General features: G+C 68.8%; 22 protein-coding genes. 9 read left to right on the top strand and 13 right to left on the bottom strand.

All coding sequences use genetic code 11. The annotated features are described in order from the left end of the window. Nucleotides 1-47 precede the first annotated feature (47 nt). A complete protein-coding gene (hrcA, locus tag K2F54_RS02715) occupies nucleotides 48-1067 on the bottom strand; it encodes a heat-inducible transcriptional repressor HrcA (protein WP_220604295.1) in 1020 nt (339 codons plus the stop codon). Between the two features lie 175 nt (nucleotides 1068-1242). On the opposite strand from hrcA, the gene K2F54_RS02710 reads away from it, so the two are divergent. Both K2F54_RS02710 and K2F54_RS02705 read left to right on the top strand, forming a co-directional pair. Then, nucleotides 1243-1644 carry a DUF4870 domain-containing protein gene (locus K2F54_RS02710; RefSeq protein WP_220604294.1) on the top strand — a complete coding sequence of 134 codons (402 nt, stop codon included), beginning with the start codon at nucleotides 1243-1245 and terminating at the stop codon, nucleotides 1642-1644. Between the two features lie 93 nt (nucleotides 1645-1737). Continuing rightward, nucleotides 1738-2112 (top strand): DUF4870 domain-containing protein, encoded by a 375-nt coding sequence (locus K2F54_RS02705; RefSeq protein WP_220604293.1) that lies wholly within the window; start codon nucleotides 1738-1740, stop codon nucleotides 2110-2112. A gap of 95 nt (nucleotides 2113-2207) precedes the next feature. Here the strand turns inward: K2F54_RS02705 and hemW are convergent, their stop codons facing one another. Genes hemW through lepA form a run of 3 tightly spaced genes read right to left on the bottom strand, consistent with a single transcriptional unit; the run spans nucleotide 2208 to nucleotide 5962 of the window. Beyond that, a complete protein-coding gene (gene hemW, locus K2F54_RS02700) occupies nucleotides 2208-3449 on the bottom strand; it encodes a radical SAM family heme chaperone HemW (protein WP_220604292.1) in 1242 nt (413 codons plus the stop codon). Between the two features lie 5 nt (nucleotides 3450-3454). Next, a complete protein-coding gene (locus K2F54_RS02695; RefSeq protein WP_220604291.1) occupies nucleotides 3455-4102 on the bottom strand; it encodes a DUF1990 domain-containing protein in 648 nt (215 codons plus the stop codon). Between the two features lie 6 nt (nucleotides 4103-4108). Beyond that, entirely contained in the window at nucleotides 4109-5962 is a 1854-nt protein-coding gene (gene lepA / locus K2F54_RS02690) for a translation elongation factor 4 (RefSeq protein ID WP_220604290.1), read from the bottom strand. A gap of 114 nt (nucleotides 5963-6076) precedes the next feature. Between lepA and K2F54_RS02685 the strand changes: the two genes are divergently transcribed. The 5 genes from K2F54_RS02685 to K2F54_RS02665 all read left to right on the top strand — a co-directional run bounded on the left by K2F54_RS02685 (nucleotide 6077) and on the right by K2F54_RS02665 (nucleotide 10136). Continuing rightward, a complete protein-coding gene (locus tag K2F54_RS02685; protein WP_220604289.1) occupies nucleotides 6077-7342 on the top strand; it encodes a sensor histidine kinase in 1266 nt (421 codons plus the stop codon). Continuing rightward, nucleotides 7339-8025 carry a response regulator transcription factor gene (locus K2F54_RS02680; RefSeq protein WP_220604288.1) on the top strand — a complete coding sequence of 229 codons (687 nt, stop codon included), beginning with the start codon at nucleotides 7339-7341 and terminating at the stop codon, nucleotides 8023-8025. The genes K2F54_RS02685 and K2F54_RS02680 overlap by 4 nt, the downstream gene beginning before the upstream one ends. Nucleotide 8026: 1 nt before the next feature. Then, nucleotides 8027-8809 (top strand): alpha/beta fold hydrolase, encoded by a 783-nt coding sequence (locus K2F54_RS02675; RefSeq protein WP_308287480.1) that lies wholly within the window; start codon nucleotides 8027-8029, stop codon nucleotides 8807-8809. A 118-nt stretch (nucleotides 8810-8927) separates the two neighbouring features. After that, nucleotides 8928-9188, top strand: coding sequence for a 30S ribosomal protein S20 (gene rpsT / locus K2F54_RS02670; RefSeq protein ID WP_220604287.1), 261 nt, complete (start codon nucleotides 8928-8930; stop codon nucleotides 9186-9188). 192 nt (nucleotides 9189-9380) lie between these two features. After that, complete coding sequence (locus K2F54_RS02665) at nucleotides 9381-10136, top strand: hypothetical protein (RefSeq protein WP_220604286.1); 756 nt, start codon at nucleotides 9381-9383, stop codon at nucleotides 10134-10136. 43 nt (nucleotides 10137-10179) lie between these two features. On the opposite strand, the gene holA is transcribed toward K2F54_RS02665, so the two are convergent. The 5 genes from holA to K2F54_RS02640 form a co-directional block, all read right to left on the bottom strand. Next, nucleotides 10180-11223 (bottom strand): DNA polymerase III subunit delta, encoded by a 1044-nt coding sequence (gene holA, locus K2F54_RS02660; RefSeq protein WP_220604285.1) that lies wholly within the window; start codon nucleotides 11221-11223, stop codon nucleotides 10180-10182. 26 nt (nucleotides 11224-11249) lie between these two features. Further along, nucleotides 11250-13799 carry a ComEC/Rec2 family competence protein gene (locus K2F54_RS02655; protein WP_220604284.1) on the bottom strand — a complete coding sequence of 850 codons (2550 nt, stop codon included), beginning with the start codon at nucleotides 13797-13799 and terminating at the stop codon, nucleotides 11250-11252. Then, the gene (locus tag K2F54_RS02650; protein WP_220604283.1) at nucleotides 13792-14610 is read right to left on the bottom strand and encodes a ComEA family DNA-binding protein; all 819 of its coding nucleotides are present in this window, start codon (nucleotides 14608-14610) and stop codon (nucleotides 13792-13794) included. Before K2F54_RS02650 ends, K2F54_RS02655 begins: the two co-directional genes overlap by 8 nt. A 127-nt stretch (nucleotides 14611-14737) precedes the next feature. After that, complete coding sequence (gene leuS / locus K2F54_RS02645) at nucleotides 14738-17314, bottom strand: leucine--tRNA ligase (protein ID WP_220604428.1); 2577 nt, start codon at nucleotides 17312-17314, stop codon at nucleotides 14738-14740. Nucleotides 17315-17406: 92 nt separating this feature from the next. Continuing rightward, the gene (locus K2F54_RS02640) at nucleotides 17407-19050 is read right to left on the bottom strand and encodes an anthranilate synthase component I family protein (RefSeq protein ID WP_308287479.1); all 1644 of its coding nucleotides are present in this window, start codon (nucleotides 19048-19050) and stop codon (nucleotides 17407-17409) included. 60 nt (nucleotides 19051-19110) lie between these two features. Between K2F54_RS02640 and K2F54_RS02635 the strand changes: the two genes are divergently transcribed. Continuing rightward, nucleotides 19111-19764 (top strand): DedA family protein, encoded by a 654-nt coding sequence (locus tag K2F54_RS02635; RefSeq protein WP_220604282.1) that lies wholly within the window; start codon nucleotides 19111-19113, stop codon nucleotides 19762-19764. Here the strand turns inward: K2F54_RS02635 and cydC are convergent. Genes cydC through K2F54_RS02615 form a run of 4 tightly spaced genes read right to left on the bottom strand, consistent with a single transcriptional unit; the run spans nucleotide 19736 to nucleotide 25671 of the window. Beyond that, nucleotides 19736-21517 (bottom strand): thiol reductant ABC exporter subunit CydC, encoded by a 1782-nt coding sequence (gene cydC, locus K2F54_RS02630; RefSeq protein WP_255576617.1) that lies wholly within the window; start codon nucleotides 21515-21517, stop codon nucleotides 19736-19738. The two genes, K2F54_RS02635 and cydC, sit on opposite strands and share 29 nt — an antisense overlap. Beyond that, nucleotides 21510-23225 (bottom strand): thiol reductant ABC exporter subunit CydD, encoded by a 1716-nt coding sequence (gene cydD, locus K2F54_RS02625; protein ID WP_220604281.1) that lies wholly within the window; start codon nucleotides 23223-23225, stop codon nucleotides 21510-21512. The genes cydC and cydD overlap by 8 nt, the downstream gene beginning before the upstream one ends. Nucleotides 23226-23246: 21 nt before the next feature. After that, nucleotides 23247-24251 (bottom strand): cytochrome d ubiquinol oxidase subunit II, encoded by a 1005-nt coding sequence (gene cydB / locus K2F54_RS02620; RefSeq protein WP_220604280.1) that lies wholly within the window; start codon nucleotides 24249-24251, stop codon nucleotides 23247-23249. A gap of 10 nt (nucleotides 24252-24261) precedes the next feature. Then, nucleotides 24262-25671: a cytochrome ubiquinol oxidase subunit I gene (locus K2F54_RS02615; RefSeq protein WP_220604279.1), complete on the bottom strand. Its 1410-nt coding sequence runs from the start codon at nucleotides 25669-25671 to the stop codon at nucleotides 24262-24264. Nucleotides 25672-25761: 90 nt separating this feature from the next. On the opposite strand from K2F54_RS02615, the gene K2F54_RS02610 reads away from it, so the two are divergent. Then, on the top strand, nucleotides 25762-26142 hold the full coding sequence (locus K2F54_RS02610; protein WP_220604278.1) for a BlaI/MecI/CopY family transcriptional regulator: 381 nt from the start codon (nucleotides 25762-25764) through the stop codon (nucleotides 26140-26142).

Genomic DNA, 26142 nt, shown 5'->3' with positions numbered 1-26142 from the left:
CGGGTTCTGGGGTGGGAATTCGTCGTCGGGATACGTGATGGGGCCGGCTAGTTCTCGCCCAGGAGGCGAGACAGGTAGCGGGCGACGGCGCGAACGGCCGCCATGTTGTTGGAGTAGTCCATCCGGGTGGGGCCGAGCACGCCGAGGCGTGCCGCGTCGCCCCTGGAGGTGTAACCGCTGGTGAGCACGGAGGTCTCGCCCAGACCGAACGGGGCGTTCTCCCGGCCGATGCTCACCGAGACACCGTGCTGGTCCGTCGCCATTTCGCCGAACAGGCGCAGCAGCACGACCTGCTCCTCGATGGCTTCGAGTACGGGGTAGATGCTGCCGGTGAAGTCTTCCTCGGTGCGCACCAGGTTGGCGGCGCCGGCCATGACGAGGCGGTCCTGCCGGTTGGCGCCGACCTGGTCGCGGAGGGTTCCGGTGATCAGGTCGACGAGGTCGGTCTGCTCAGGGGCACCGAGGCCGGTTGGACCGTTGAGGGCCGTCGCTGCGGCCGTCATGCCGAGGCCGCCGATGACGGCATTGAGCTTGGATCGGAGCTCCGCCAGGGCCGCCTCGTCGATCGGACGCGGCAGTTCGACCACCCGCTGCTCCACCCGACCGGAGTCGGTGATCAGCACGGACAGCACCCGGGTGTCGCTGAGCGGCACGAGTTCGATGTGCCGCACAGACGCCCGGGACAACGACGGATACTGCACCAGCGCCACCTGGTTGGTGAGCTGGGACAGCAGGCGCACACTGCGGGCGAGCACCTCATCGAGGTCGGCCGATTGGCCGAGGAACACCTCGATGGCCTGCCGCTGTGCTCCGGTGAGCGGGCGCAGGTCGGCCAGGTGGTCGACGAACAGGCGGTAGCCCTTGTCGGTGGGGATGCGCCCCGACGACGTGTGCGGGGCCACGATGAGTTCTTCCTCTTCGAGCAGCGCCATGTCGTTTCGGATGGTGGCGGCAGAAACCCCGAAGGCGTGCCGGTCGACGATGGACTTGGAACCGACCGGTTCCCGGGAGGCCACGTAGTCCTGCACGATGACACGGAGGACCTCGAGGCTGCGATCAGACACCATGTAGCGATCGCCTCCCTCTGCCTGTGTGTGCCGCCGACGACTGGCACTCTCGTTGTTTGACTGCCAATCATATCGCGGGCGCCCGGCATACCCGTTGCCCGACGTGGAATTGGCGCAGTACCGTGGGGACAACGGCAACCGCACGGGTCACCGAACGAAGTGGAAGGGCATTGTCATGAGCACCCCATACGGGCCGACAGGGTCGTCCGGATCAGGCACCGGCGCCGCGTTGAACGCCGAGCAGGACCGGATGTGGGCATCCCTCGCCCATCTCGGCGGCATCCTCTCGTTCCTGCCGTCACTGATCATCTGGGCGGTGTTCCGCTCCAGGGGCCCGTTCACCGACGAGGAGGCGAAGGAGGCCCTGAACTTCCAGATCACGCTGCTGATCGGGTACCTCGCCATCAATGTCCTCAGCACGGTCCTGGCACTGTTCACCTTCGGCCTGCTGGGCGGCCTCGGCTCGCTCAGTTGGGTGCTGTGGCTGATCGGATCGGTCTTCTCGGTGCTGGGCTTCGCCAGCGCCCGCGCCGGCCGCCCGTACCGATACCCGTTCGCCCTTCGCCTGATCAGCTAATTTGCAGGCGTGCACGACGGCAACCGGCGCTAATCTGGTGTCAGTGACACCCGTACCATCCCGATTCCCCGAGTGTCCACGAAGGAGAACCATATGTCTGAGTCGAAACTTCCCCCCGCCAACCCCTACTCCGCCCCGAGCCAGCTGGGCCCGGCCGACGAGAAGCTGTGGGCCACTCTGATCCACATCGGCGGGATCCTGTTCGGCTTCCTGCCCGCCCTGATCGGTTTCATCGTGCTCAAGGACCGTGGCCCGTTCATCCGTGCGCACTCCGCGACGGCCCTGAACTTCCAGATCACCCTCGCGATCGCGTACGTGGTCGGTTCGATCCTCACCGTGATCCTCGTCGGCGTCTTCATCCTCGCCGCCGCCTGGATCCTCAGCATCGTCTTCAGCATCATGGCCGCGATCGCCGCCAACAAGGGCGAGTGGTACACCTACCCGCTCACGATCAAGTTCATCAACTAACCCCGCGAACCCCACTCGCGAACCTCCCCAGCGAACCGCGCCGGCAGGCCCACACACGCGTGTGTGGGCCTGCCGGCGCGGTTCGTGGGGGCGCTTCAGTCGGTGAGCAGCCGACGCACCACGGCGTCGGCCAGGAGCCGGCCGGTGAGGGTGAGCTCGATGGTGCCGCCGATGGCGGCCCTGCCGTCGATCAGCCCGTCGTCGATCAGCCCGTCGTTGATCAGCCCGGCGACTTCGCGGCGGCCCAGCGGCGACAGCGTGGCCACGGGGATGCCCTCACGGATGCGGGTGAGCAGCAGTACGCGCTCGGTCTCCCTGGTGGCGTCGTCGAGGGTCTCCCGGCCCGCGGCCGGAGAGTGGCCGGCGAGGACCCGGTCGGCGTACGCTGCCGGGTGCTTCACGTTCCACCAGCGCACCCCGCCGACGTGGCTGTGCGCGCCGGGGCCGATCCCCCACCAGTCGGCGCTCCGCCAATAGGACAGGTTGTGCCGTGACCGGTGCGCGTCATCCGTCGCCCAGTTGCTCACCTCGTACCAGGCATAACCGGCGTCGCCGAGCATGGCGTCGGCCAGTTCGTAGAAGTCGGCCTGCAGGTCCTCATCGGGTTGCACCAGTTCACCGCGGCGGATCTGCCTGGCCAGCTTGGTGCCGTCCTCGACGATGAGCGAGTACGCGCTGATGTGGTCAGGGGCCTGGCTGATGGCGTGCGTGAGGCTGGCCCGCCAGTCCTCGATGGTCTCCCCAGGGGTGCCGTAGATCAGGTCCAGACTCACGTCCAGGCCGGCCTCGCGAGCCCAGCCGACCACGAGCGGCACCCGCTCGGGGTCGTGGGTGCGTTCCAGGGTGGCCAGCACGCGGGGTACGGCGGACTGCATGCCGAACGATACCCGGGTGAATCCGGCCTGCTTGAGCTGGCGCAGGTAGGCGAGGTCGACGGAATCGGGGTTCGCCTCCGTGGTGATCTCGGCGCCAGGCACGATGCCGAAGGTGTCGCGCACGGCGTGCAGCATCCGCACCAGGTGGTCTGCGGGCAGCAGGGTGGGGGTGCCGCCGCCGAAGAAGACCGTACTGGCGGGCCGGGCGGGCACACCCGATGCGGTCAGGACGCGGGCGGCGGCCTCGACCTCGAGGATCGCCTGGCTGGCGTAGTCGCTCTGTTTGACGCCGCGCAGTTCGGTGGCGGTGTAGGTGTTGAAGTCGCAGTAGCCGCAGCGCACCCTGCAGAACGGTACGTGCAGGTAGACACCGAAATCACGGGTCTCAGAACCGATCGCGGCCGAGGCCGGGATCAGGCCGTCCAGCGGGGCGGGGTCGCCGACCGGGTGCGGTCCAGCCACCCCGGTCAGCCCATCCCGACGGGGTGCAGGGCCAGCAGGTATTTGCGGGTGTAGCGCTCCTGCTGGAAGCGCAGGATCGGCGCGGCCAGCTTGTAGTACCAGGTGCTGGGGCGCGAGAAGGAGCGGATGGTGAGCCACACCGAGTCGTCGGCGCGACGATCCACGATGAAGCACTCCTCGCCGGTCTGCGGGTGGCCGCGCATGGTGCCGTAGGCGAAGCCGATCTTGTCGACCTCGTCGATGACGTACACGACACGAACAGGAGCGGCGACGGTGAACCAGGCGGTCGGGATCGCGAGGGTCGCGGTCATGCCGTTGCTGATGAACGGGGTGCCGTCCTCGGCGAAAGTGGCCTCGTTGACGGGGTGCTCCTGCTTGGGCGCAGGGGTGCCTTCCTCGGTGAAGACGATGCCGGTGTACTGCACACCGGTGCCGGCGTCGAGGTCGGTCACGGTGATGCCACTGCCGCGCTGGATGCCCCAGGTCATCAGGGCGGTCGTCGCCACCCGGAAGCGTTCCTCACCGCTGCCCAGGCGCACCGTGCGCTCGAGCGGACGGTGCCCCTTGGGCGGGTACCGCATCAGGTCGGGGGCGAGGGTGCCGCCGATGGCCGCGTAGGTCACGGCGGCGTCGGTGAAGGTCGAGCGGCGCATTTTTCGTTACTTCTTTTCCTTCTTGGCCGGCTCGTCGCCGGAGAGCGCGGCGATGAACGCCTCCTGCGGGACCTCGACGCGGCCGACCATCTTCATGCGCTTCTTGCCTTCCTTCTGCTTCTCGAGCAACTTGCGCTTACGGGAGATGTCACCGCCGTAGCACTTGGCCAGAACATCCTTGCGGATGGCGCTGATCGATTCGCGGGCGATGATGCGGGCGCCGATGGCGGCCTGGATGGGCACGTCGAACTGTTGGCGCGGGATGAGCTTGCGGAGACGTCCGGTCATCAGCACGCCATAGTCGTACGCCTTGTCGCGGTGCACGATGGCGCTGAACGCGTCGACCTGCTCGCCCTGCAGCAGGATGTCGACCTTGACCAGGTCGGCCTCCTGCGAGCCGATCGGCTCGTAGTCCAGCGAGGCGTAACCGGCGGTCTTGCTCTTGAGCTGGTCGAAGAAGTCGAACACGATCTCGCCCAGCGGCATCGTGTAACGAATCTCGACCCGGTCCTCGCCGAGGTACTCCATGCCGAGCAGGGTGCCGCGGCGGCCCTGGCAGAGTTCCATGATGACGCCGACGTAGTCCTTGGGCGCGAGGATCGCGGCCTTGACGATCGGTTCCTCCACCACGGCGATCTTGCCGTTGGGGAACTCGCTCGGGTTGGTCACCGTGACGGTCTTCTTGTCGTCGGTGGTGACCTCGTAGATCACGCTGGGTGCGGTGGTGATCAGGTCGAGGTTGAATTCCCGGTCGATGCGCTCGGTGATGATCTCCAGGTGCAGCAGGCCGAGGAATCCGCACCGGAAACCGAAGCCGAGCGCGACGGACGTTTCCGGCTCGTAGACCAGCGACGCATCCGAGAGCTTGAGCTTGTCGAGTGCTTCACGCAGCGCCGGGTAGTCGCTGCCGTCGATCGGGTACAGGCCGGAGAACACCATCGGTTTGGGTTCGGTATAGCCGGGCAGCGCGTCGGTGGCGGGCTTCACGGCGGTGGTGACGGTGTCGCCGACCTTGGACTGGCGCACGTCCTTCACACCGGTGATCAGGTAGCCGACCTCGCCGACGCCCAGACCCTTGCTCGGCGTGGGCTCGGGGCTGGTGACACCGATCTCGAGGATGTCGTGGGTGGCGCGGGTGGACATCATCTGGATCTTCTCGCGCGGACTGAGATGACCGTCGATCATGCGCACGTAGGTGACGACGCCGCGGTAGCTGTCGTAGACGGAGTCGAAGATCATGGCTCGGGCCGGTGCGTCTGCGTCGCCGACGGGCGCGGGGATCAGCGAGGTGGCGCGGTCGAGCAGCTCTGACACGCCGACGCCGGTCTTGCCGGAGACCCGCAGCACGTCGTCCGGGCTGCCGCCGATCAGGCTGGCGAGTTCCTTGGCGTACTTGTCGGGGTCGGCGGCCGGCAGGTCGATCTTGTTGAGCACCGGGATGATGGTGAGGTCGTTCTCCAGGGCCAGGTACAGGTTCGCCAGCGTCTGGGCTTCGATGCCCTGCGCGGCGTCGACGAGCAGGATGGCGCCCTCGCACGCGGCCAGGCTGCGGGAGACCTCGTAGGTGAAGTCGACGTGGCCAGGGGTGTCGATCATGTTCAGCGCGTAGGTCTGACCGTCGATCTCCCAGGGCATCCGCACCGCCTGGCTCTTGATGGTGATGCCGCGTTCACGCTCGATGTCCATCCGGTCCAGGTACTGGGCGCGCATGGAGCGGTCGTCGACGACGCCGGTGATCTGCAGCATCCGGTCGGCCAGCGTGGACTTGCCGTGGTCGATGTGCGCGATGATGCAGAAGTTACGGATGAACGCGGGGGCAGTGGCGGCCGGTTCCAGCGCCTTGAGAGCTCTCGGTGACATGATGAGCCCAATTCTCCCATGCCCCGCGGTGTCGGGGTGACCCGGAGCTTTCTGCTGCCGGTCAACCATTCGACGGATGACTGTTCCGGCCGGCCTGATTAGGCTGGGCGCACCATGTCCAGCCTCGCGCTCGCCCCCACCCCGCTCCGCCGGGATCCCACGCCGCCCGCCAGCATCGGCGAGGGTGTCCCCCACTCCGCCCTGACCCCGGTGTTCTCCGGCCTCCGCAACGGCCTGCACCTGCTGATCGCCGGGCTCACCGGTCTCGTCATCGTGCGGACCCTGCTCGGCGAGGTACCGAACCCGGTCGGCGTGGTGACGCTGGCGCTCGTGTTCCTGGCCAGCTACGTCGGGGGCAGCGAACTCGCCCGTCGCACCGCGTGGCGCTGGGTGGTACCGGTGTGGATGGCCGTGCTGCTGCTGGAGTGGCTGGCGCTCACCCTGCTCACCCCGGATGCCGCGTTCATCGTGTTCCCGCTGTTCTTCCTGCAGTTGCACGTGCTGCCGCTGCGGGCGGGCATCCCGCTGGTGCTGCTCAGCGTGGGACTGACGATCTGGTCGATGAGTCTGCACGTCGGGCTCAGCCTGGGTGCCACCCTCGGCCCCCTCGTGGGCGCCGCGGTCGCCGTGGCCGTGGGGCTGGGCTATCGGGCGATGCTGCGCGAGGCCGCCGAGCGCCAGAACCTCATCCAGGACCTGCTCGCCACCAGGGCCGAACTGGCCGCAACGGCCAGAGACGCCGGCACGCTGGCCGAACGCGAACGACTCGCCAGGGAGATCCACGACACCGTCGCCCAGGGACTGTCCAGCATCCAACTGCTGCTGCACGCGGCCGAGCGCACCGTGACCGATGACGCCGCTCTGGAGCACCTGCGTCTGGCCAGGGACACCGCCGCGGCCAATCTGCAGGAAACCCGCCGCTTCATCCGGGAACTGACCCCGCCCGCGCTGGACACCCAGAGCCTGCCAGGTGCTCTGGCCCGGCTCGCCGCGGCGGTGGAGCGCACCGCGACCGGTGGGGGCAGGAGCACCAGGGTCAGCCTGCACGTCACCGGTGATGCGGTGCCGCTGCCGATGACCCTGGAGACGACGCTGTTGCGCATCGCGCAGGGCTCGCTCGCCAACGTCACCCAGCACGCAGGGGCCGGACGTGCGGAAATCACGCTGAGCTACATGTCCGACGAGGTCGCCCTCGACATCGTCGACGACGGGCGCGGTTTCGCCGTCACCGATTCCGCCGCTCAGAGTCCTGACTCCTTCGGCCTGGTCGCGATCAGGCAACGGGTGGAGCAGCTGGGCGGCAGCTTCGTGCTCGAGTCTGCGCCCGGCCAGGGCACCGCCGTCGCGGTCACCTTCCCCACCGGGCCGGGGCCCGCATGATCCGGGTGCTGCTCGCCGACGACCACCCCGTCGTGCGCGCCGGCCTGCGCGCGCTGCTCGGCGCCGAGCCCGACCTGGTGGTCGAGTTGGAGGCCGGTACCGCTGACGAGGCCGTCGCACTGGCGGCGTCTGGCCGGGTCGACGTGGTGCTGATGGACCTGCAGTTCGGCGGGGCACTGCCTGGGCCGGATCTGCCCGGCGCCGACCCGCACAGTGCAAGCCCGTACGGCGTTCGCATGCAGGGCGCCGAAGCCACCCGCCGCGTGCGCTCGGTGCCAGGAGCCCCGCACGTGCTCATCCTCACCAACTACGACACGGATGCCGACATCCTCGGCGCCATCGAGGCCGGAGCCAGCGGCTACCTGCTCAAGGATGCGCCGCCCGCCGAACTCATCGCCGCCGTGCGGGCCGCAGCCGCCGGCCAGAGCGCGCTGGCCCCCGTGATCGTACGGAAGCTCGCCGATCGCTCCCGGATCCCGCAGGGCCGGCTCTCCCCCCGCGAGGTGGAGGTGCTCGGTCTCGTCGCGGCCGGTCGCTCCAATCGGCAGATCGGCCAGGACCTGTTCCTCAGCGAGGCGACCGTGAAGTCCCACCTGGTGCACATCTTCGGCAAGCTCGGCGTCAGTTCCCGCACCTCCGCCGTCGCCAGCGCCAGGGCCTCAGGCACCATCAGGGGGTCCTGACGTGCCGGAGCCGGTGCCCGCCGACGTACCGGAGCCGGTGCCGGTTCTGCTGGTGCACGGGATCCGCACCTCGGCCAGCATGTGGCGGCACCAGCGCGAGTGGCTGGCCGGGGCGGGCCACCCGGTGCTGGCCGTCGACCTGCCAGGGCACGGGTCCAGGCTCGGCGACGAATTCAGCGTGACAGGGGCCCTCGCCGCGATCGACGCCGGCGTCGACGCCCTGGGCGGCCGGGTGCTGCTCGTGGGACTGTCTCTGGGCGGGTATTACGCCATGGCCTACGCGGCCAGCCATCCGGCCCGGGTCATCGGCCTCGTCGCCGTCGGGTCGTCGTTCGAGCCCGGCGGTGCCGGGTTGGCGGCGTACCGTCTGCTCGCCCGGCTGATTCACCGTCTCCCTGACCGGGGGCTCGCGCTGCACACCTTCCTGGTCCGCCGCATGCTCCCGGCCGCCGGGGCGGCCGATGTCCTGGCCGGCGGGGTCGCGCTGGACGTCATGGAGGCGGGCCTGCGGTCGACGGGAACGCTCACTCCCCTGGCCGACCTGCGCGCTTACGACGGCCAGGTCTGGCTGGTCAACGGGGCCTGGGATCACTTCCGCCTGCACCAGGGCCGATTCCTTCGCGCCGCCCCGAACGCCACTCTGATCACCGTTCCTGGTGCCGGTCACCTGGTGAGCCTGCACCGGCCGCACGCTTTCGATACAGTGCTCAGGCGGGTACTCGCCCGGGTGAGCGCGGACTCCCGGCCAGGTCGGTCCGATTCGGTCACCGATCAGCGCCGATAACTGGTATCGTTGCCTGTTGGCTTGCGTGTTGGGTCCCACCCCACACGATTTTCGCCGCACGGTGCCCTCTATCGCCGGGCGGCCCATCCGAACAAGAACCTAACGAAAGCGTATAAACGTGGCAAACATCAAGTCGCAGATCAAGCGGATCCTCACCAACAAGAAGTCGCAGGAGCGCAACAAGGCGGTCAAGAGCGAGTTCAAGACCGCCATCCGGGCCACGCGCCTCGCCGTCACCGCCGGTGACAAGGACAAGGCTGTCGCCAGCCTCGCCGTTGCTTCCAAGAAGCTCGACAAGGCCGTCAGCAAGGGCGTTATCCACAAGAACCAGGCCGCGAACAAGAAGTCCGCGATCGCCAAGTCGGTCAACGCTCTCTAAAGCGCGAACCTCGGTTCTCCCGCAGGGTTCCACCCCGCGTCGCTTCACAGACACACCCCCGCCCACTGGGCGGGGGTTTTCTGCGTCCGGGGTGTGTCAGGGCGGGTCGCCCAGAGTCAGAGCGGGTCGTCCAGAGTCAGAGCGGGTCGCCCCACCCTTTCCGAACCACCTGGCCGACGCTAGGGTGTCGGCGTGACGAGCGAATACGAGCACCCGGATGCAGCGCCCGGTCTGGTCTTGCGACCGAGTGGGCGCAGGAGGGCCGCCGCCCTCGCCGGCGCCTTCGGGATTGCCGCAGCCGTGATCGCTGTCGGACTCTGGTTCGCTCCGTCCGTACGGGCCTATTCCGGCGTCGAACCCTGGGTCGTCATCGGGGTGCTCGCCTTCGTCTTCGTTCTCGGCGGGGCCGCCCTGCTCGCCGCCGCGACGGTGTCCGCCCCCGCCCCCACCGTCACGCACGGCACGCGCCCGCCCGAACCACAGGCCTTCCCGGACGGGTCGTTCCCCGACGGGTCGTTCCCTGATGGGTCGTTCCCTGCCGGCACCCTGCCGAACGAGGCGCCCTCGCGCGTCGCACCAGACCAGGGCCGGCCGGGCGGCACCGCACCAGAGGCCCCCACCGGGCGCCTGCTCACCCTGCTGGGCGCCCTGCTCGGCACCGTGGGACTCGCGGTGGGTGCGCTGTCTCTCGCCCTGGCCGTTCTCCTGCCGACGCCCACGGAGTCGATCATGGTGCAGTTCACCGACCTGGTGGGTCGGGTACAGCTGGAATACTGCCCGACACTGCCGGCGTCCTTCGCCGGGACCGCTTCGCACGACGACCTGGCCGGGGCCGCGACCATTCTGCCCGTGAAGGTCAGCGCGGAGACCTGTGGAAACTCTGACTACACCGACGGCGTCTGGATCTATCTGAACCGCACCGCCGTCACGGTCTCTGACCGCCCCTGACCAGCCCTCGTCTGGCCATCGATGTGGCCGGGCGGACAGGTCGCTATTCGCCGCGCTTGGCGATGACCGTCACGAGCCGCTCGAGCGCGAAGACCGGGTCACGGCCAGCGCCCTTCACGGCAGCATCCGTCTCGGCAAGCATCACGATGCACCGGGCCAGCCCGTCATCCGACCAGCCACGCAGGTCTCGCTGGGCGCGTTCGACCTGCCACGGGGCCAGGCTGTAGGTCGCGGCCAACTGGGCCGACCCACCGCGCGCTCCGAATAGCTTGGCCATGGTGCGGATCTTGCTCGCGAATGCGGCGACGATGGGGACGGGATCGGCGCCGGAGGCCAGCGCGTGCCGGAGGGTCACCAGGGCTTCTCCTAGCCGTCCGGCGATCGCGGAATCGGCGACCTTGAAGGCGTTGGTCTCCACCCGGCCGCCGTAGTAGCGGTCCACGGTGGTTTCGGTGACTTCGGCGCCGGTGTCGGCGATCAGCTGCTGGCAGGCGGCAGAGAGCTCCGCCAGATCGTCGGAGAATGCGGCGACGAGGGCCCGGAGAGCGCTCGGGGTGACACGCTTGCCGGCCGTGCGGAATTCGGCAGTGGCGAAGTCGTGCTTGTCGGCGTCCTTCTTCAGTTCCGCACAGACCACTTCGATGGCTCCACCGACACCGCTGCGAATGGTGTCCAGCAGCTTCTTGCCACGCACTCCCCCGCCGTGCCGCAGGATGACATAGGTATCGTCTGCGGGGTTCTGCAAGTACTCGATGGCCTCGGTGAGGAAGGTGTCGCTGCACTTCTCGACCGAGCTGACCCTGATCATCCTGGGCTCACCGAAGAGCGAAGGGCTCGCCAGGGTGAGCAGCTCGCCAGGTGCGTAACTGTCGGCCTGGATATCGCTGATCTCGAGGCTGGGATCTTCCAGTTTCAGAAAGTCCCGGAGAGTGCGGATTGCCCGGTCGGCAAGGAAATCCTCGGTGCCGGAGACGAGCACAACCGGAGCAGGTCGCACCTGGTGCCAGGCCAGCTGCGGGATCTTCGCCGTCGAGGCCTTCGCGGCCGGTTTACCGGTTCGACCCGATGCTGTTGTTCGTGCCGCCACGGGGCTCCCTTCGCTACCGCTCCAGCCTAACCGGCAGGGCCGACCCTCTCGGTCCAGACCCTCAACGAGCCGCCAGCCGGGGCGATCACGGCCAGACCATCCTGGTCGGTGCGGACCGTTGCCGTGCTCGCCGAGTCCAGCAGGTCAAGGACAGAACGGGTGGGGTGGCCGTAGCCGTTGTCCTCCCCCACGGAGACCAGTCCCACGCGGGCTCTGAGCTCGGCGTACAGAGCAGCACTCTGATCGCCCGATCCGTGGTGGGCGACCTTCACCACGTCGACCCGGCCGATCTCACCGGCCGCGAGCAGGGCGTTCTGCGCCTCCTCACCGAGATCACCGAGGAACACTGAGCTGATGCCGCGACCCTCGAACCGGATGGTGACGCTCCCGTCGTTGCCGGTCGTGAAGACGTCGGCGGCGCCGATCGGCCAGAGCACCTGCCACGCCAGCGCTCCCAGCGTGCCGTGCTGCCCGCGCGCGGCCTCCGTGACCCGCGCGCCTGACCGGGCCAGCAGGGAGCCCAGCCTGGCGTCAGCGCCGGTGTCCGGCGGGCCGACCAGGGCCGTGTCCACCCGACCGATCACGGCGTCCAGTCCCCCGACATGATCGAAGTCGTAGTGGGTGAGAACAAGCAGGTCGACCCGGTCGATGCCCAGTTCGGCCAGGCAGGCGGTCAGCAGGGTGGGGTCGGGCCCCGCGTCGATGAGCGCGACCTGGTCGCCGTCACGCACCACGACGGCGTCGCCCTGGCCGATGTCGCAGGCGGCGATCTGCCAGTCCGCGGGGAAGACGGTGGCCCTCCCCAGGCCGGTGCCGAGCGAGGCGCCCACCGTGCACCCGACCGCCAGGCAGAGCAGCGCCCCGCTACCGAGCCGGGCCACGGCCTGGCCTTGTCCCGGCCGTGGCGCCGCAAGCAGCACGACGACCGCGACCGTGCATCCCAGGGTGAGCAGTACGCCCAACCCACCGCCCAGCCAGGGCAGGCTGCTGGCCGGCAAACCTGCCGTGGTCTGGGCCACAGCGGCGATCCACGTCGCCGGCAGCCAGGCCAGCCAGACCAGCGGCGCCGCCAGGGCGGGCAGCCACGGCAACAGCAGGCAGGCGGCCAGTCCAACGATGGTGGCGACGGGAGCCGCGGCCGCCGCGAGCAGATTCGCGGGCACACCGTACGCCGGCAGGGTGGGGCTGAGCAGCACGAGAACCGGCTGGCACGCCAGTTGGGCGGCGACCGGGATGGCCAGTACCGCGGCAACCGGTGCGGGCACCCAGTGCCGGAGCCGGCGCGCCAGGGGTACCGTGAGCACGAGCAGGCCGAGGGTGGCCAGCACCGAGAGCGCAAAGCCGTAGTTGCGCGCGAGCCAGGGATCGCTCACCAGCAGGACCAGCACGGCCAGGGCCAGCGCGGGCAGGCCACGGCCCGGTCGCCCCACCGATCCGGCGATCAGTACGATCGTGGCCATGGTGGCGGCGCGGATCACGCTGGGTTCCGGCGTCACCAGAACCACGAATCCCGCCAGCACCACGAGCCCGCAGGCGACCCGCCACCGCCGGCTCAGGCCAGACGCCGAGGAGACTGCCAGAACCAGCGCGAGCACGATCGCACAGTTCGCGCCCGAGACCGCGGTGAGATGACTCAACGAGCTCGCTTTCATGGCGGATTCGAGGTCCTCGTCCACGGCGGCGGTGTCCCCGATCGCGAGGCCGGGGAGCAGGTCCGCTCCGGGGCCTGGCAGGTCGCCGGCGGCGGCGGCGAAACCGGCGCGCAGCCGGTTCGCCCAGTCCAGGAACCAGGGAGCGGGGCGAACCAGTTCGGGCTCGCCCCGACCGAAGAACAATGCCGAAGCGGCATCCCCGGGTTCGGTGGCCACAAGAGTGCCCGTCAGGCGTAGCTCATCGCCGATGGCCGGGGTCCGTTCGGCGGCTGCGATGAACATCACCACGGGCACCGATACCTCCTGCCCCTTCCCCCTGGCGGTGGCCGCCGCCTCCAGTCTCGTCAGGGTGACCCGGAAGCGCAGTTGGTCTGCACCACCGAAGCCAGCACCGCTTCGCACGACAGGTGACGAAGCGACCGTGACGTGTGCAGTGGCTCGAGCGCGCTCGTCGATGACCGCGCGCACCGTGTCGGGGAGCCGGTGCGGGCCCTGCACCGCGACGGTCGTGGCCACCAGGCCGGCCGCGGCGCAGCACACGGCCAGGGTCCCGAGCAACGGCCCGGTGCTGCGCGTCGTGCGAGCCGGTTGCAGGCGAGCACGCGCACGGGGTGACCCCGGCCGGCCGAGACGCCGGCCGCGGGAACCTGGCGACCGGATGTAGCCCCAACGGAGCGACCGGAGAATCAGGACGAGCGCGGCCGCCCAGAGCACAGCGGCAACGCCGCCCGCGATCGTCGGCACCGCCACCAGCAGTCCGGCGGAGATCCAGCAGGCCGCCGCGGGCCAGACCAGACGCAGGTCCAGCCCAGACGGGGCGGTGCCAGGCGGCGCACGGCGGGACCTGCCTCGCCGCCCGTCTGCGCGGCCTGCACGGCCTGCACCGCGACCGCCGCCCGCCCTGCCGCGTCCGAGATCAGACACTGATCAGGTCCTGGAGGGCGGCGAAGGTCTTGTCGCCGATCCCGGTGACGTTGCGGAGGTCCTCGATGCTGTCGAACCGGCCCTCGGCCGCGCGGTAGTCCAGGATCCGCTGCGCCATGACCGGTCCGATCCGCGGCAGCGTGTCGAGGTCGGCGACCGTCGCGGTATTCAGGTTCACCGTCGTGCCGGCCCCGGCTCCCTGCGGCGTTCCTGCGGCGCCGGGAGAACCGGTCGCAGCTCCAGCGGCTCCGGCAGGCGCACCGGGGGCCACCTCACCCTGGGCGGGGACGTAGAGCTGTTCACCGTCCGTGACCGGGCGGGCGAGGTTGACCCCCGCCTGATCGGCAGTGGGTAGCAGCCCGCCGGCCGCGGCAACGACATCGACAACTCTGGCGCCGGCGCTGACCTCGAAGAGCCCCGGATGCGCCACGGCACCCAGGACGTGCACAAAAACGGCGGAGTCCTCGGCACCGGTGGTGCCGCCGGGCGCCGCGTCACCCGCTTCAGAGAACAGCGCCGATTCGTTCCCGGCGACCGGATCTGGATCCGGTTCGGTGGCGCCGGACCCGCCCGCCTCACCCGACCCACCCACATCATCTGCGCCGGGGGTGGCGGGAACCTCGACACTGTGGCCGACCTGGGCGATGGCCGTCACGGCGACAGCCACCCCCAGGGCGGTGAGGAGCAGCACCACCGCCGCACCGACACCGAGGCGCAACCGCGTGCGAACGGTTCCGGCCGGCCCTGGCTGTGAGCCGCTGGAGGTCGTGCGGGAGGACGGGGCGAGGCTGCTGTACGGATCGAACACCATGCCGGCAGGCTAGGACGGGTTCGTGCCCATCTCGATGCCGAGACCGGAACCTGTGCACAACCGCAACCGGCCCCACCTGTGGAGGTGGGGCCGGTGACTCGCACGGCCGCGCGGAGCGGCCGTCCGGCTAGGCCGCGGGCTTGGTGACGATGCTCACCATGCGGGGGGCGCGCACGATGACCTTGACGATCTCGCGGTCACCGACGGAGCGGATCGCGGCCGCGGACGCCCGGGCGAGGCTCTCCAGGTCGTCGTTGCTGATCTTCGGTGACACCTCGAGACGGTCGCGCACCTTGCCGTCGACCTGCACGACCGCGGTCACCGACTCGGCGACGAGCAGGCTGCGGTCGGGCTTGCGCCACAGTGCCAGGGCGACGCACGGCTCGTAGCCGAGGCGTTCCCACATGTCCTCCGCCGTGTACGGAGAGAACAGGTTCAGCGCCATGGCGGTGACCTCTGCCGCCTCGCGTACTGCGGCATCGGACGGGCCGGCACCGGTGTCGATCACCTTGCGGGTGGCGTTGACGAGTTCCATCATCCGCGCCACGACGACGTTGAACTTGAACGACTCGATCAGCGACGGGGCGTCGGCGAGGAAGCGGTGGGTGACGCGGCGCAGCGCCACGTCTCCGGTCTTCCATTCCACGTCGGGCGCGCTGGTGACGTCGCGGGCGACCCGCCAGGCGCGGGCCAGGAATTTCGCCGACCCGACCGGGGACACGTCGGCCCAGTCGATGTCGTCTTCCGGCGGCCCGGCGAATGCCATGGTGAGGCGCACGGCGTCGACACCGTACTTGTCGACCTCCTCGGTGAAGTAGACGAGGTTGCCCTTGCTCTTGCTCATCTTGGCGCCGTCGAGGATGACCATGCCCTGGTTCAGCAGAGCGGTGAACGGTTCGGTGAAGGTGACGAAGCCCAGGTCGAAGAGCACCTTGGTGATGAATCGGGCATACAGCAGGTGCAGGATGGCGTGCTCGACACCGCCGACGTACTGGTCGACTGGTGCCCACTTGTCGGCTTCCTTGGGGTCGAAGGCCTTGGTGTCATCGGTGGGGTTCAGGAACCGCAGGAAGTACCAGGAACTGTCCACGAAGGTGTCCATGGTGTCGGCGTCACGCTTGGCCGGGGTGCCGTCGATGGGGTTGACCACGTTGACCCAGTCGGTGGCGCCGCCGAGTGGCGAGGTCCCCTTGGGCTTGAGGTCGAGGCCGTCGGTCGGCGGCAGCAGCACGGGCAGCTGGTCCTCCGGCACCGGGATCTCGGTGCCGTCCTCACCGTGGATGATCGGGATCGGGGTGCCCCAGTAGCGCTGCCGGGAGATCAGCCAGTCGCGCAGGCGGTAGTTCTTGGTGGCCCGCCCGGTTCCGTCGGCGACGAGCTGGTCGATCATCCGTTTGATGGCGTTGGCCTTGGTGAGGCCGTTGAGCGCGCCGGAGTTGATCAGGCGGCCCGCACCCGTGAGGGCGATGCCGGTGGCGACCGGGTCGATGGTATCCGAATCCAGTGCGGGCAGTTCCTCCGAGCCGTCCAGCATGCCGGGGGTGATCACCGGGATGACCCCGGTGACCGGGGCCAGGGTGTCGACGACGACACGCACAGGCAGGTCGAAACGCAGGGCGAAGTCGAGGTCACGCTGGTCGTGCGCCGGCACGGCCATGACCGCACCGTGGCCGTAGTCCGCCAGGACGTAGTCAGCCGCCCAGATGGGCAGGCGTTCACCGTTGGCGGGGTTGATGGCGTACCGCTCGAGGAAGACTCCGGTCTTCTCCCTGTCGGTGGCCTGGCGTTCGATCTCGGTGCTGTTCTGCACCTGCACCAGGTACGCCGCGAAGCGTTCCCGCACCTCAGGGGAGGCGTCGGCGACGAGCTCGGCGGCCAGGTCGGCGTCGGGGGCGACGACCATGAAGGTGGCGCCGAAGAGGGTGTCGGGGCGGGTGGTGAAGACGCTGACCGGCGCGTCACGGCCCTCGATGACGAAGTCGACGTCGGCGCCGATGGAGCGACCGATCCAGTTGCGCTGCATGTTGAGCACCTTGGCCGGCCAGGTGCCCTCGAGCTGGTTGAGGTCGTCGAGGAGGCGGTCGGCGTAGTCGGTGATCTTGAAGTACCACTGGGTGAGCTTCTTCTTCACGACAACGGCGCCGCTGCGCTCGCTGGTGCCGTCCGCGAGCACCTGCTCGTTGGCGAGAACGGTCTGGTCCACCGGGTCCCAGTTGACCCAGCTGTCCTTGCGGTAGGCCAGGCCCTTCTTGTACAGCTGCAGGAACAGCCACTGGTTCCACTTGTAGTACTCGGGGTCGCTGGTGTGCAGTTCGCGGGACCAGTCGAAGGAGGCCGCGTAGAGCTTCATGCTCTTCTTCTGCTGCGCGATGTTGTCGTAGGTCCAGCCGCGCGGGTCGATGCCGCGCTTGATGGCGGCGTTCTCGGCGGGCAGCCCGAACGAGTCCCAGCCGATGGGGTGCAGCACGTTGAAGCCCTGCTGCCGCCAGTAGCGGGCGACGATGTCGCCGAGCGCGTACACCTCGGCGTGGCCCATGTGCAGGTCGCCAGAGGGGTACGGGAACATGTCGAGCACGTACTTGCGCGGTCGGGTGTCGTCGGGGTCGCTGGTGCGGAACGGTTCGAGTTCCTCCCAGATCGGCGCCCATTTCGCCTGGATGGCGGCGAAGTCGTAGCCGTCTTCGTCTTCGGGACCGTTGGACATGGTGTCGTGCTCGTGTGCCACGGGGCTCTCATTCATTGTGGTGAGGTGGCGTCTCTGCACCCGGATCCAGCCCGGTGGCGACGCCCAAGGTCCTAGGTTACTAAACCCTGGCTGCCCGCCAGGTCCGGCGTCGCCCCGGTAGCCCGGGCCGCGGCGAGAACCGCCCCGATCAGAGCGTCCGCCTTGATCCGGGTCTCCTCGATTTCCTCCGCAGGCACGGACAGGGCGGTGATGCCGCCGCCGGTGCCGATCGACGCTCCGTCGGGTCCGAGCACGATGCTGCGGATGACCATGGCCAGGTCGAGCGCCCCGTCATCGCCCAAGTAACCGAACGCCCCGGCATAGACGCCGCGTTCACCGCCCTCGAGGGCGCGCAGGATGCCCATGGCGCTCGCCTTGGGCGCCCCGGTCATCGAGCCGGCCGGAAATGCGGCCTGGACGGCGTCGACAGCGGTGAGCCCAGGCGCCAGGCGTGCCTCGACGGTGCTGACCAGCTGGTGCACGTGCGGGTAGCTCTCGGTCTGGAGCAGGCCCGTGACGGCGACGGTGCCGAGCGCGGCGATGCGGCCGAGGTCGTTGCGCATCAGGTCGACGATCATCAGGTTCTCCGCGCGTTCCTTCTCGCTGGCGAGCAATTCGGCGCGGAGCATCCGGTCTCGGTCGGGGTCGCTGGAGCGTGGCCTGGTTCCCTTGATGGGCCGGGTGCGCACTCGGCCGGCCGGGCTGACCGCGAGAAACTCCTCCGGCGAGGCGCTGAGCAACGCATGCTCGCCGAACCGGAGGAGCCCGCCGTGGTGGGTGGCGCTGGTGGCGCGCAGGTGCCGGTAGACCTCGTCGGCGTCGAAGCGTCCGGAGATGGTGACCTCGTTGGTCAGACACAGCTGATACGCGTCGCCGGCCGCGATGCGTTCCTGGCAGAGCTCGATCAGGCGGGCGTAACGGTCGGCATCGTGCCGCCAGCGCACCTCGGCCCCGGTATGGACGAGCGTCGCGGAGACGTCCTGGCTCAGGACGGGAGCTGGTGCGGCGGTCGAGGTGGCGTGAAGCAGCCCCGCCAGCCGCCGAGAAGTATCGGCGATCCAGGTCTCCAGGTCGGCGACGCCGGCAGCGGGGTCGGCGCCAGGCTCCGGCGCATCCTGGCGGGCCAGGATGGTCACCGTTCGGGCGGAATGATCGAAGACGATGGCGCGGTCCACGCGCAGGAGCGCCGCATCGGGCGTTCCCGTGCGGAGCGAGGGAGCACCGGGTACCGCCCCGACGGGATCGGTTGGATCGGTGGTGGCACTGCTGCCGAACGTGCCTGCGCTGCCTGACGTGGCCGGCGCCACCGGCTGGGCGACGTCGTAGCCGAGCCAGCCGACCCAGCCCAGTCGGAAGCCGACGCTGTCGTCGCCGTCTGTCATCGGCGGGTGGACGAGCTCGGCGCGGAGCAGGTCGAAGACGCTCTGGCTGGTCGTGTGTGGCAGATCGTCCGGGTCGAGCGGTCGTGAGCGGGTCACCGTGCCCAGACCCGCGTCCGCGGTGATCACCGTCGAGTTCGTGTGCGCTCCAGCGAGGTAGCTCAGCCCCGTCGTCGCGTCGGCACCGGCGTCGAGCCAGACGGCGTAGCGTGATCCGGCATACAGTTCGGCGTACGCGGCGGCGGGGTCGACCCAGCCCGGGAGCGGGATTCGGCGCAGCGCCGGACGAGGGCGGTCCGGGACGCCGTGGTCCAGAAAGCTGGGAGTCGACGGCACGTGTCAAGCCTAGGGGCGCTATCGACTTCGGGATATCGCGCTGCGGCCTAGGCTGGCGACGTGAACGACGTACTCAACTGGATCCTGGACGCCGTTGGCTCCGTCGACCCCATCCTGCGCACGGTTCTCGCTGGTGTGGGGATGCTACTGGAAACGTCGGTCTTGATCGGGCTGATCGTTCCCGGCGATACCATTGTGATCGTCTCGAGCACGGTGCTCGAGGGGCCGGTGGAGTACGTCGCCCTGATCGTCGCGGTGATCCTGGGAGCGCTGGCCGGCGAAAGCATCGGCTTCTACCTGGGCCGCCGGTTCGGGCCCTGGATTCGACGCAGCTGGTTGGGCCGGCGCATCGGTGAGAAGCACTGGGACGGCGCCGAGCGCTACCTGGCCAGACGGGGTGGGATCGCCGTGTTCCTCTCCAGGTTCCTGCCCGTGCTGCACTCCGTCATCCCGCTCACCGTGGGTATGAGTGCCATGCGGTATCGCACCTTCCTGGCCTGGACAGTGCCGGCGTGTGTTCTCTGGACCGTGACCTACGTGTCGGTGGGAGCCGCGGCGGCCGAGGGCTACCGCAGTATCTCCGATCAATTGCACTTCGCCGGCTACCTCTTCGTCGGGGCGATCGCCGCGTTCGGATTGGTGGTCGTGCTCGTCAAGCGCTGGCTGAAACGCCGGGAAGCCCGATTCATGGAACGAGAGCTTCCTCCGGAGTAGGGTCGGCCTGCAGTCCGGATCCGGCCGTGAGCGTGTAGGTGCGGGTGATCAGCTCGGTCGGCACCGGGGTGTGCGAGATGAGCAGCACGGCGCGCCCCGCGTCTGCCGACGCCGACAGGATGTCACGCACGAGGGTGTCGCCGAGACCGGTGTCGACGTTCGCTGTCGGTTCATCCACGATGAGCACCGGGAAGTCAGCGAGCAGAGCCCTGGCCAGGGCGATGCGCTGGGCCTGGCCACCGGAGACGAGTGCGCCGCGCTCGCCCACCCGCGCGTCCAGGCCGCCGCGGCTGTTCATCCAGTCCGTCAGACCGACCCGGGCGAGAACGTTCAGCAGGTCGTCGTCGGTGGCCGTGTCCCTGGCGAAGAGCAGGTTCTGGCGCACGGTGTCGTCGAAGAGCCAGGGTCGCTGCTCGCACAGGCCGACAACCTGACGAACGTCCGACGGTGCCAGCTCCCTGGCTTCGACGCCATTGATGCGGTACGAGCCGGTGTAGTCCAGGAACCGGACGAGGGTCTGGGCGAGGGTGGTCTTGCCGGCCCCGCTGGCCCCGGCCAGGTGCACACGGTCACCGGCGGTGAGGCGCATGGTCACCCCGGACAGCGCGGCCCGGTCTGCCCCCGGCCAGCGCGCGCCCAACCCGGTCAGCTCGAGAACCGCGCCGGCCGCCGGCAGCACCGCGGACACGGGCGCCGACGTGTCGACCAGGGCGTTGCCGGTCGCCAGTTCGGTCGGGATCTCGGCGGGAATCTGCTCCGGCACCACGGACTGCACCCGCTCGGCGCTTGAACGCACCCGGCGCCAGGCGCTGATGGCCGGTGGGATCATGGCGAAAACCTCGAACACGGCCATCGGGATCAGAACCACCACGGCCAGGGCCGGTCCGGAGAACCCGCCGGAGCCCAATGCCGGGATCGCGGTGGTCAGAGCGAGCACCGTTGCGGCACCGGCGCAGAGCGAGATCACGGCGGCCTGTACTCCGGCACCGGTGGAGGTGCGCAGCGCGGCCAGACGTAGCTTCTCCTCCACAACCCTGAGGTTGTCCAGCCGGGACTCCAGCGCGCCGAAGGCCGTGAGCACGTCCAGGTTCTCGACCACCTCCAGTACCTCGTCGGCCAGGGCACCGCGAAGCGGTGCCAGGGCTCGTTCGGAGCGGGCCGACAGCAGACCGGTCAGTAGCGTGCCCACGACCGCGGCCACCACGAGGCACAGGGCGAGGGTGAGCCCGGCCGCCGGCAATACCAGCCAGACCCCGACCACGCTGAGGATCGCGACGATGCCGGAGGTGAGCAGGGGCTGAACGACGCGCAGAGGGAAGTCCTGCAGCTCGTCGACGTCCCGCACCAGCCGGGTCAGCAGGTCGCCCCTGCGGGTGCCGGAGAGACCGGCGGGGGCCAGGGGCACCAGGCGGGCGAAGATGCCCAGGCGCAGGGCGCCGAGCTGGCGGAAGGCCGCGTCGTGGCTGAGGAGCCTCTCCAGGTAGCGGAATGCCGCGCGGGACAGCGCGAAGGCGCGCACACCGACGACGGCCAGCCCCAGGAAGAGGATCGGTGGCATTTCCGCGGCCCTGGTGATGAGCCAGGCCGAGCAGGCCAGGAGGGCCACGGCGCTGGCAGCGCTCACCGTTCCCGCCACGAGGCCCGGCAGGCTGCGGCGGGCGGGCGGCTGGGCGAGCCCGAGTACCGATCGCACCATCGCCGACGGCAGCCAGCTGTCGCGGTGGGGGCGGCCGGACGCGCGGGGATCAGACATGGGCGACCTCGTTCAGGTGGACGACGTGGTCTGCGGCGGCGACGAAGGCCGGTCGGTGGCTGACCACGATGACGATCCTGCCCTGACCGGCCAGGGAGGCGAGGCCGTCGATGAGGGCGTTCTCCGCGTCGGTGTCGAGGGCCGAACTCGGCTCGTCGAGCACGAGGACCCGGCAGTCCAGGGCGAGGCAGCGGTAGATGGCGCGGGCGGCGGCGACACGCTGGGCCTGGCCGCCGGACAGCCCGGCACCGTTGACGCCGAGCCGAAGCGTGGGCTCCAGGTCTGCGGCGCCGGCCAGACGCAGGGCCGTGACCACCAGGGAATCATCGGTGACGCTGGAGCCCAGGGCGACATTGCCGGCGATGCTGCCGGAGAACAGGCCGGCGCGTTGTCCTGACCAGGCCAGCCAGTCCCGGCGGTCGTCGGTCGGCACGGTCACGCCGTCGAGGCGGATGGTGCCGTCGAACGGCACAAATGCTTGCAGGGCCCCGATCAGGGTGGACTTGCCCACGCCGCTCGGTCCACGCAGCACGCTGAGCCGCCCGGCGGTGAAGGTGGCGCTGAGCCGATCGATGACGGTGCTGTCGCCGCGGCGGATGGTCACGCCCTCGAAGCTGAGGGCGCCGCCGCCGGGCCGGTCGGCTCTGGGCAGGTCAACCGCGGGCTGGCCGACAACAGGCTGGCCGACAACGGGCAGTGCGGATGCCGTGCGGACTCCCCCGACCCGGTCGCCCGACGCATCCAGGCGGGACGGTTCGTCGGCATCGAGGATGGCGAACACTTCCTCGGCGGCGGCCAGCCCGTCGGCCGCCGCGTGGAAGTGCACGCCGACCTGGCGCACCGGCAGGAACGCCTCGGGGGCCAGGAGAAGAACGAACAGGCCGACGCCCAGAAGCAGCGAACCGTCCACGAGCCGCAGCCCGATCGACACCGCGATCAGGGCGACGGAGAGACTGCCGGCGAGTTCGAGCACGAACCCGCTGAGGAAGGACACCCGCAGCACCTTCATCGTGCGGCCCCGGTACTCCTCCGTCAGGCTGCCCAGACGCTCGGTCTGGCGCCGTTCCCTGCCGTAGATCTTCAGTGTCGCCAAGCCCCCGACCACGTCGAGGAATCCGGCTGACAGCCGCTGCAGCGCATCCCACTGCGCGCGCTGCACACCCTGGGTGGCCTGCCCGATCAGGATCATGAAGACCGGGATGAGCGGCAGCACGATGATCACCGTGATCCCGCTCGCCGGATCCTGCCAGAGCATCACCAGCACCAGGATCGGCGTGGCGATTGCCGTCAACAGAAGCTGAGGCAGGTAGCGGGAGAAGTAGTTGTCGAGCGCGTCCAGCCCGCTCGTCACCGTGGTCGCGATCCGGGCATCCTGCTGGCCCGCCAGCCAGTTCGGGCCGCGCTCGGCCAGCCGGTGCATCACCGCGGTGCGCAGCTGGCTCTTCACGGCGGCGGCGCCGCGGTGGGCGGCGACGTCGAGCATCCAGACCAGCACGGCGCGTACCACGACCACCCCGGCCAATGCGGCGACGGTTCCGCGCAGCGACTCGAGCGAGTCGCCCCGCACGGCCAGCGTGATGCTCTGGCTCAGGAACCAGGAGAACGCGACGACGGTGAGCGTCTGAGCCAGTCCAAGGACCGCACCGGCCACGAGGAACCAGCGCGCCGCGGAGGCGTGCTTGAGGAGCCGTGGATCGAGAGGACGCATGTACGTTTAGTGTACGGCGGCTCAGTGCGCCGCGGCTTCGATGTGCGTGCGGCCGATTCGCTTGCGGAACACCCAATACGTCCAGCCCTGGTAGCCCAGGATCACGGGAGCGGCGATCAACGCCGTCCAACTCATGACCTGCAGGGTGTACGGGGTGGATGAGGCGTTCTCGATGGTGAGGCTGTTGGCCACGTTGTTGCTGGCCGGCATCACGTCGGGGAACAGCGACGCGAACAGGGTCAGAACGGCGAAACCGATGGTCACGGCCATGAGGCCGAACGCCGTGCGCTCCCTGCCGGCCAGGTTCATCAGGTACGCGGCGATGAGGGCCACGGCAGCGACGGCGGCCAGGATGCCGGAGGCGAACGTGCCGTAGGCCAGGGTGGTCCAGACCAGGAACGAGGCCGCGACGACGATGGTGACCAGCCCAGACTTGATCGCCAGGGCGCGCGCCCGCACCCTGATCTCACCCTCGGTCTTGGCGGAGACGAAGATCACGCCGTGGGTGAAGAACAACAGCAGGGTGGTGAGCCCGGCCAGCAGAGCGTAGGGGTTCAGCAGGTCGAAGAAGCTGCCGATGTAGTTGAAGTCGGCGTCCAACGGCACACCGCGAACGACGTTGCCGAAGGCCACGCCCCAGAGCAGGGCCGGCACAGCCGAACCCACCACGATCATGGTGTCGAAGGACTTCTTCCACTTCAGTTCAGGGCGCTGGTGCCGGTATTCGAACGACACACCGCGGGCGATGAGGGCCAGCAGGATGAGCAGCAATGCCAGGTAGAAGCCGCTGAACATCGTGGCGTACCACTCCGGGAAGGCCGCGAAGAGCGAGGCCCCTGCCACGATGACCCAGGTCTCGTTGAGGTCCCAGACCGGGCCGATGGTGTTGATCAGGACGCGCCGGTCGGTGTCGTCCTTGCCCAGGAATGGCAGGGACATGCCGACACCGAAGTCGAAGCCGTCCAGGACGAAGTAGCCGATGAACATGACGGCGATGATCCAGAACCACAGGGTGTTGAGTTCCATGGGTGGGCTCCTAGTAGACCGTGGTCGTGTGCTTGATTTCGCCGGACACCGGGTCGGGCACCGTCGCGGGGTCTGGCCCCTTCTGAACGGCCTTGAGAATGAGGCGGAACTCGACCACCGCGAGGGCGCCGTAGAGCAGCGTGAAGGCGATCAGGGAGATCAGGATTTCCAGCCCGCTGACATTCGGTGAGACACCGTCTGCGGTCTTGAGCAGGCCGAAGACCAGCCAGGGTTGCCGGCCCATCTCGGTGAAGACCCAACCCACACTCATGGCCAGCAGCGACATCGGGAAGGACCAGATTGCGATCTTCCACATCCAGGCCTGGGGGCGACGGCCCTTGCGGGTGAACCAGAGGCCGGCGACGGCGACCATGATGTGCGCGATGCCCAGGCCGATCATCCAGCGGAACGACCAGTAGGTGACCCAGATGATGGGCGCGTAGTCGCCGGGTCCGTAGAGCTGCACGTACTGCTCCTGGAGGTTGTTGATGCCCTCCACTGTGCCGTCGAAGGTGTGCGTGGACAGGAACGACAGCAGATACGGGATACGAATGGAGAAGAGCTCGCTGACGCCGTCCGGTGTGCCGAGCGTGAAGATCGAGAAGGATGCGTTGGCGCCGGTCGCGGTGTGGTACATCGCCTCGGCCGCGGCCATCTTCATCGGCTGGGCCTCGACCATGGCCAGGCTGAGCTGGTCGCCCATCAGGGTGGTGAGGGCACCGGCGATGACCATCATCCAGAGGCCGAACTTGAGGGCGGGACGCATGGTCTCGAGGTTCTGGTTGCGGGCCAGGTGCCAGGCGGCCACCGAGATGATCAGGCCGGCGGAGACCATGAAGCAGGCGAAGATCGTGTGCGGGAACGCCGAGAGGGCGATCGGGTTGGTGAGCAGCTCGCCGATGCTGGTCAGTTCGGCCCTGCCCTTCTCCTCGTTGATCCGATAGGCCACCGGGTTCTGCATGAAGGCGTTGGCCGCGATGATGAAGTAGGCCGAGGCGATGCTGCCGACGGCGGTGAGCCAGATCGTGGCCAGGTGCAGCCTCTTGGGCAGCTTGTCCCAGCCGAAGATCCACAGGCCGATGAAGGTGGCTTCGAGGAAGAACGCCGTGATGCCCTCGAACGCCAGGGGCGCGCCGAAGACGTCCCCGACGAATCGGGAGTAATCCGACCAGTTCATACCGAACTGGAACTCCTGCACGATCCCGGTCACAACACCCATGGCGAAGTTGATCAGGAAGATCTTGCCGAAGAAGTGGGTGAGCTGCAGGTAGTGGGCCTTGTTGGTGCGGTACCAGGCGGTCTGGAAGATCGCCACCGTCGTGACGAGGCCGATCGTGAGGGGGACGAACAGGAAGTGGTAAATCGTCGTCAAACCGAACTGCCAGCGTGACAGGAGTAACGGATCTAGCCACTCGTTCATGTGTCCTCCGGGAGTGAGTTCTACGTGTCGTAGAAGACTACTATTCTACGCACGGTAGAAAAAGACGAATCGCTTGATAAAGTTTTCCGTATGGGAAGTTTGGGCGTTTTGGAGAGACTGTTGATGGACCTGCTCTGGTCCGCAGATCGTCCTCTGACCGCAAACGAACTCCGCGATGCCCTGGTAGACCCTCAATCGACGGCCGCAAAACCTCTCGCAACGACGACGGTCCTCACCGTCTTGTCCCGGCTGGAGAACAAGGGCTTCGTCACCAGGGACCGCGAGATCCGGCCGCACGGCTACAGCGCGGTCAGCTCAAGGGCCCAGCACACCGCAGAACTCATGCACGAGGTCCTGGGCACAACGAGCGACCGCACGGCCACACTGGCGCGCTTCATCGGCAACGTCAGCCCGCAGGAGGCCGAGACCCTGCGCGCACTCCTGGCCAGCATCGGCCCGTCCTCGGAATGA

Source organism: Cryobacterium inferilacus (genome assembly GCF_019599185.1).
In the GTDB taxonomy this organism is placed as follows: domain Bacteria; phylum Actinomycetota; class Actinomycetes; order Actinomycetales; family Microbacteriaceae; genus Cryobacterium; species Cryobacterium inferilacus.
The sequence above is the reverse complement of the archived record's forward strand: the minus strand, read 5'-3'. Positions and strand labels throughout refer to the sequence as shown.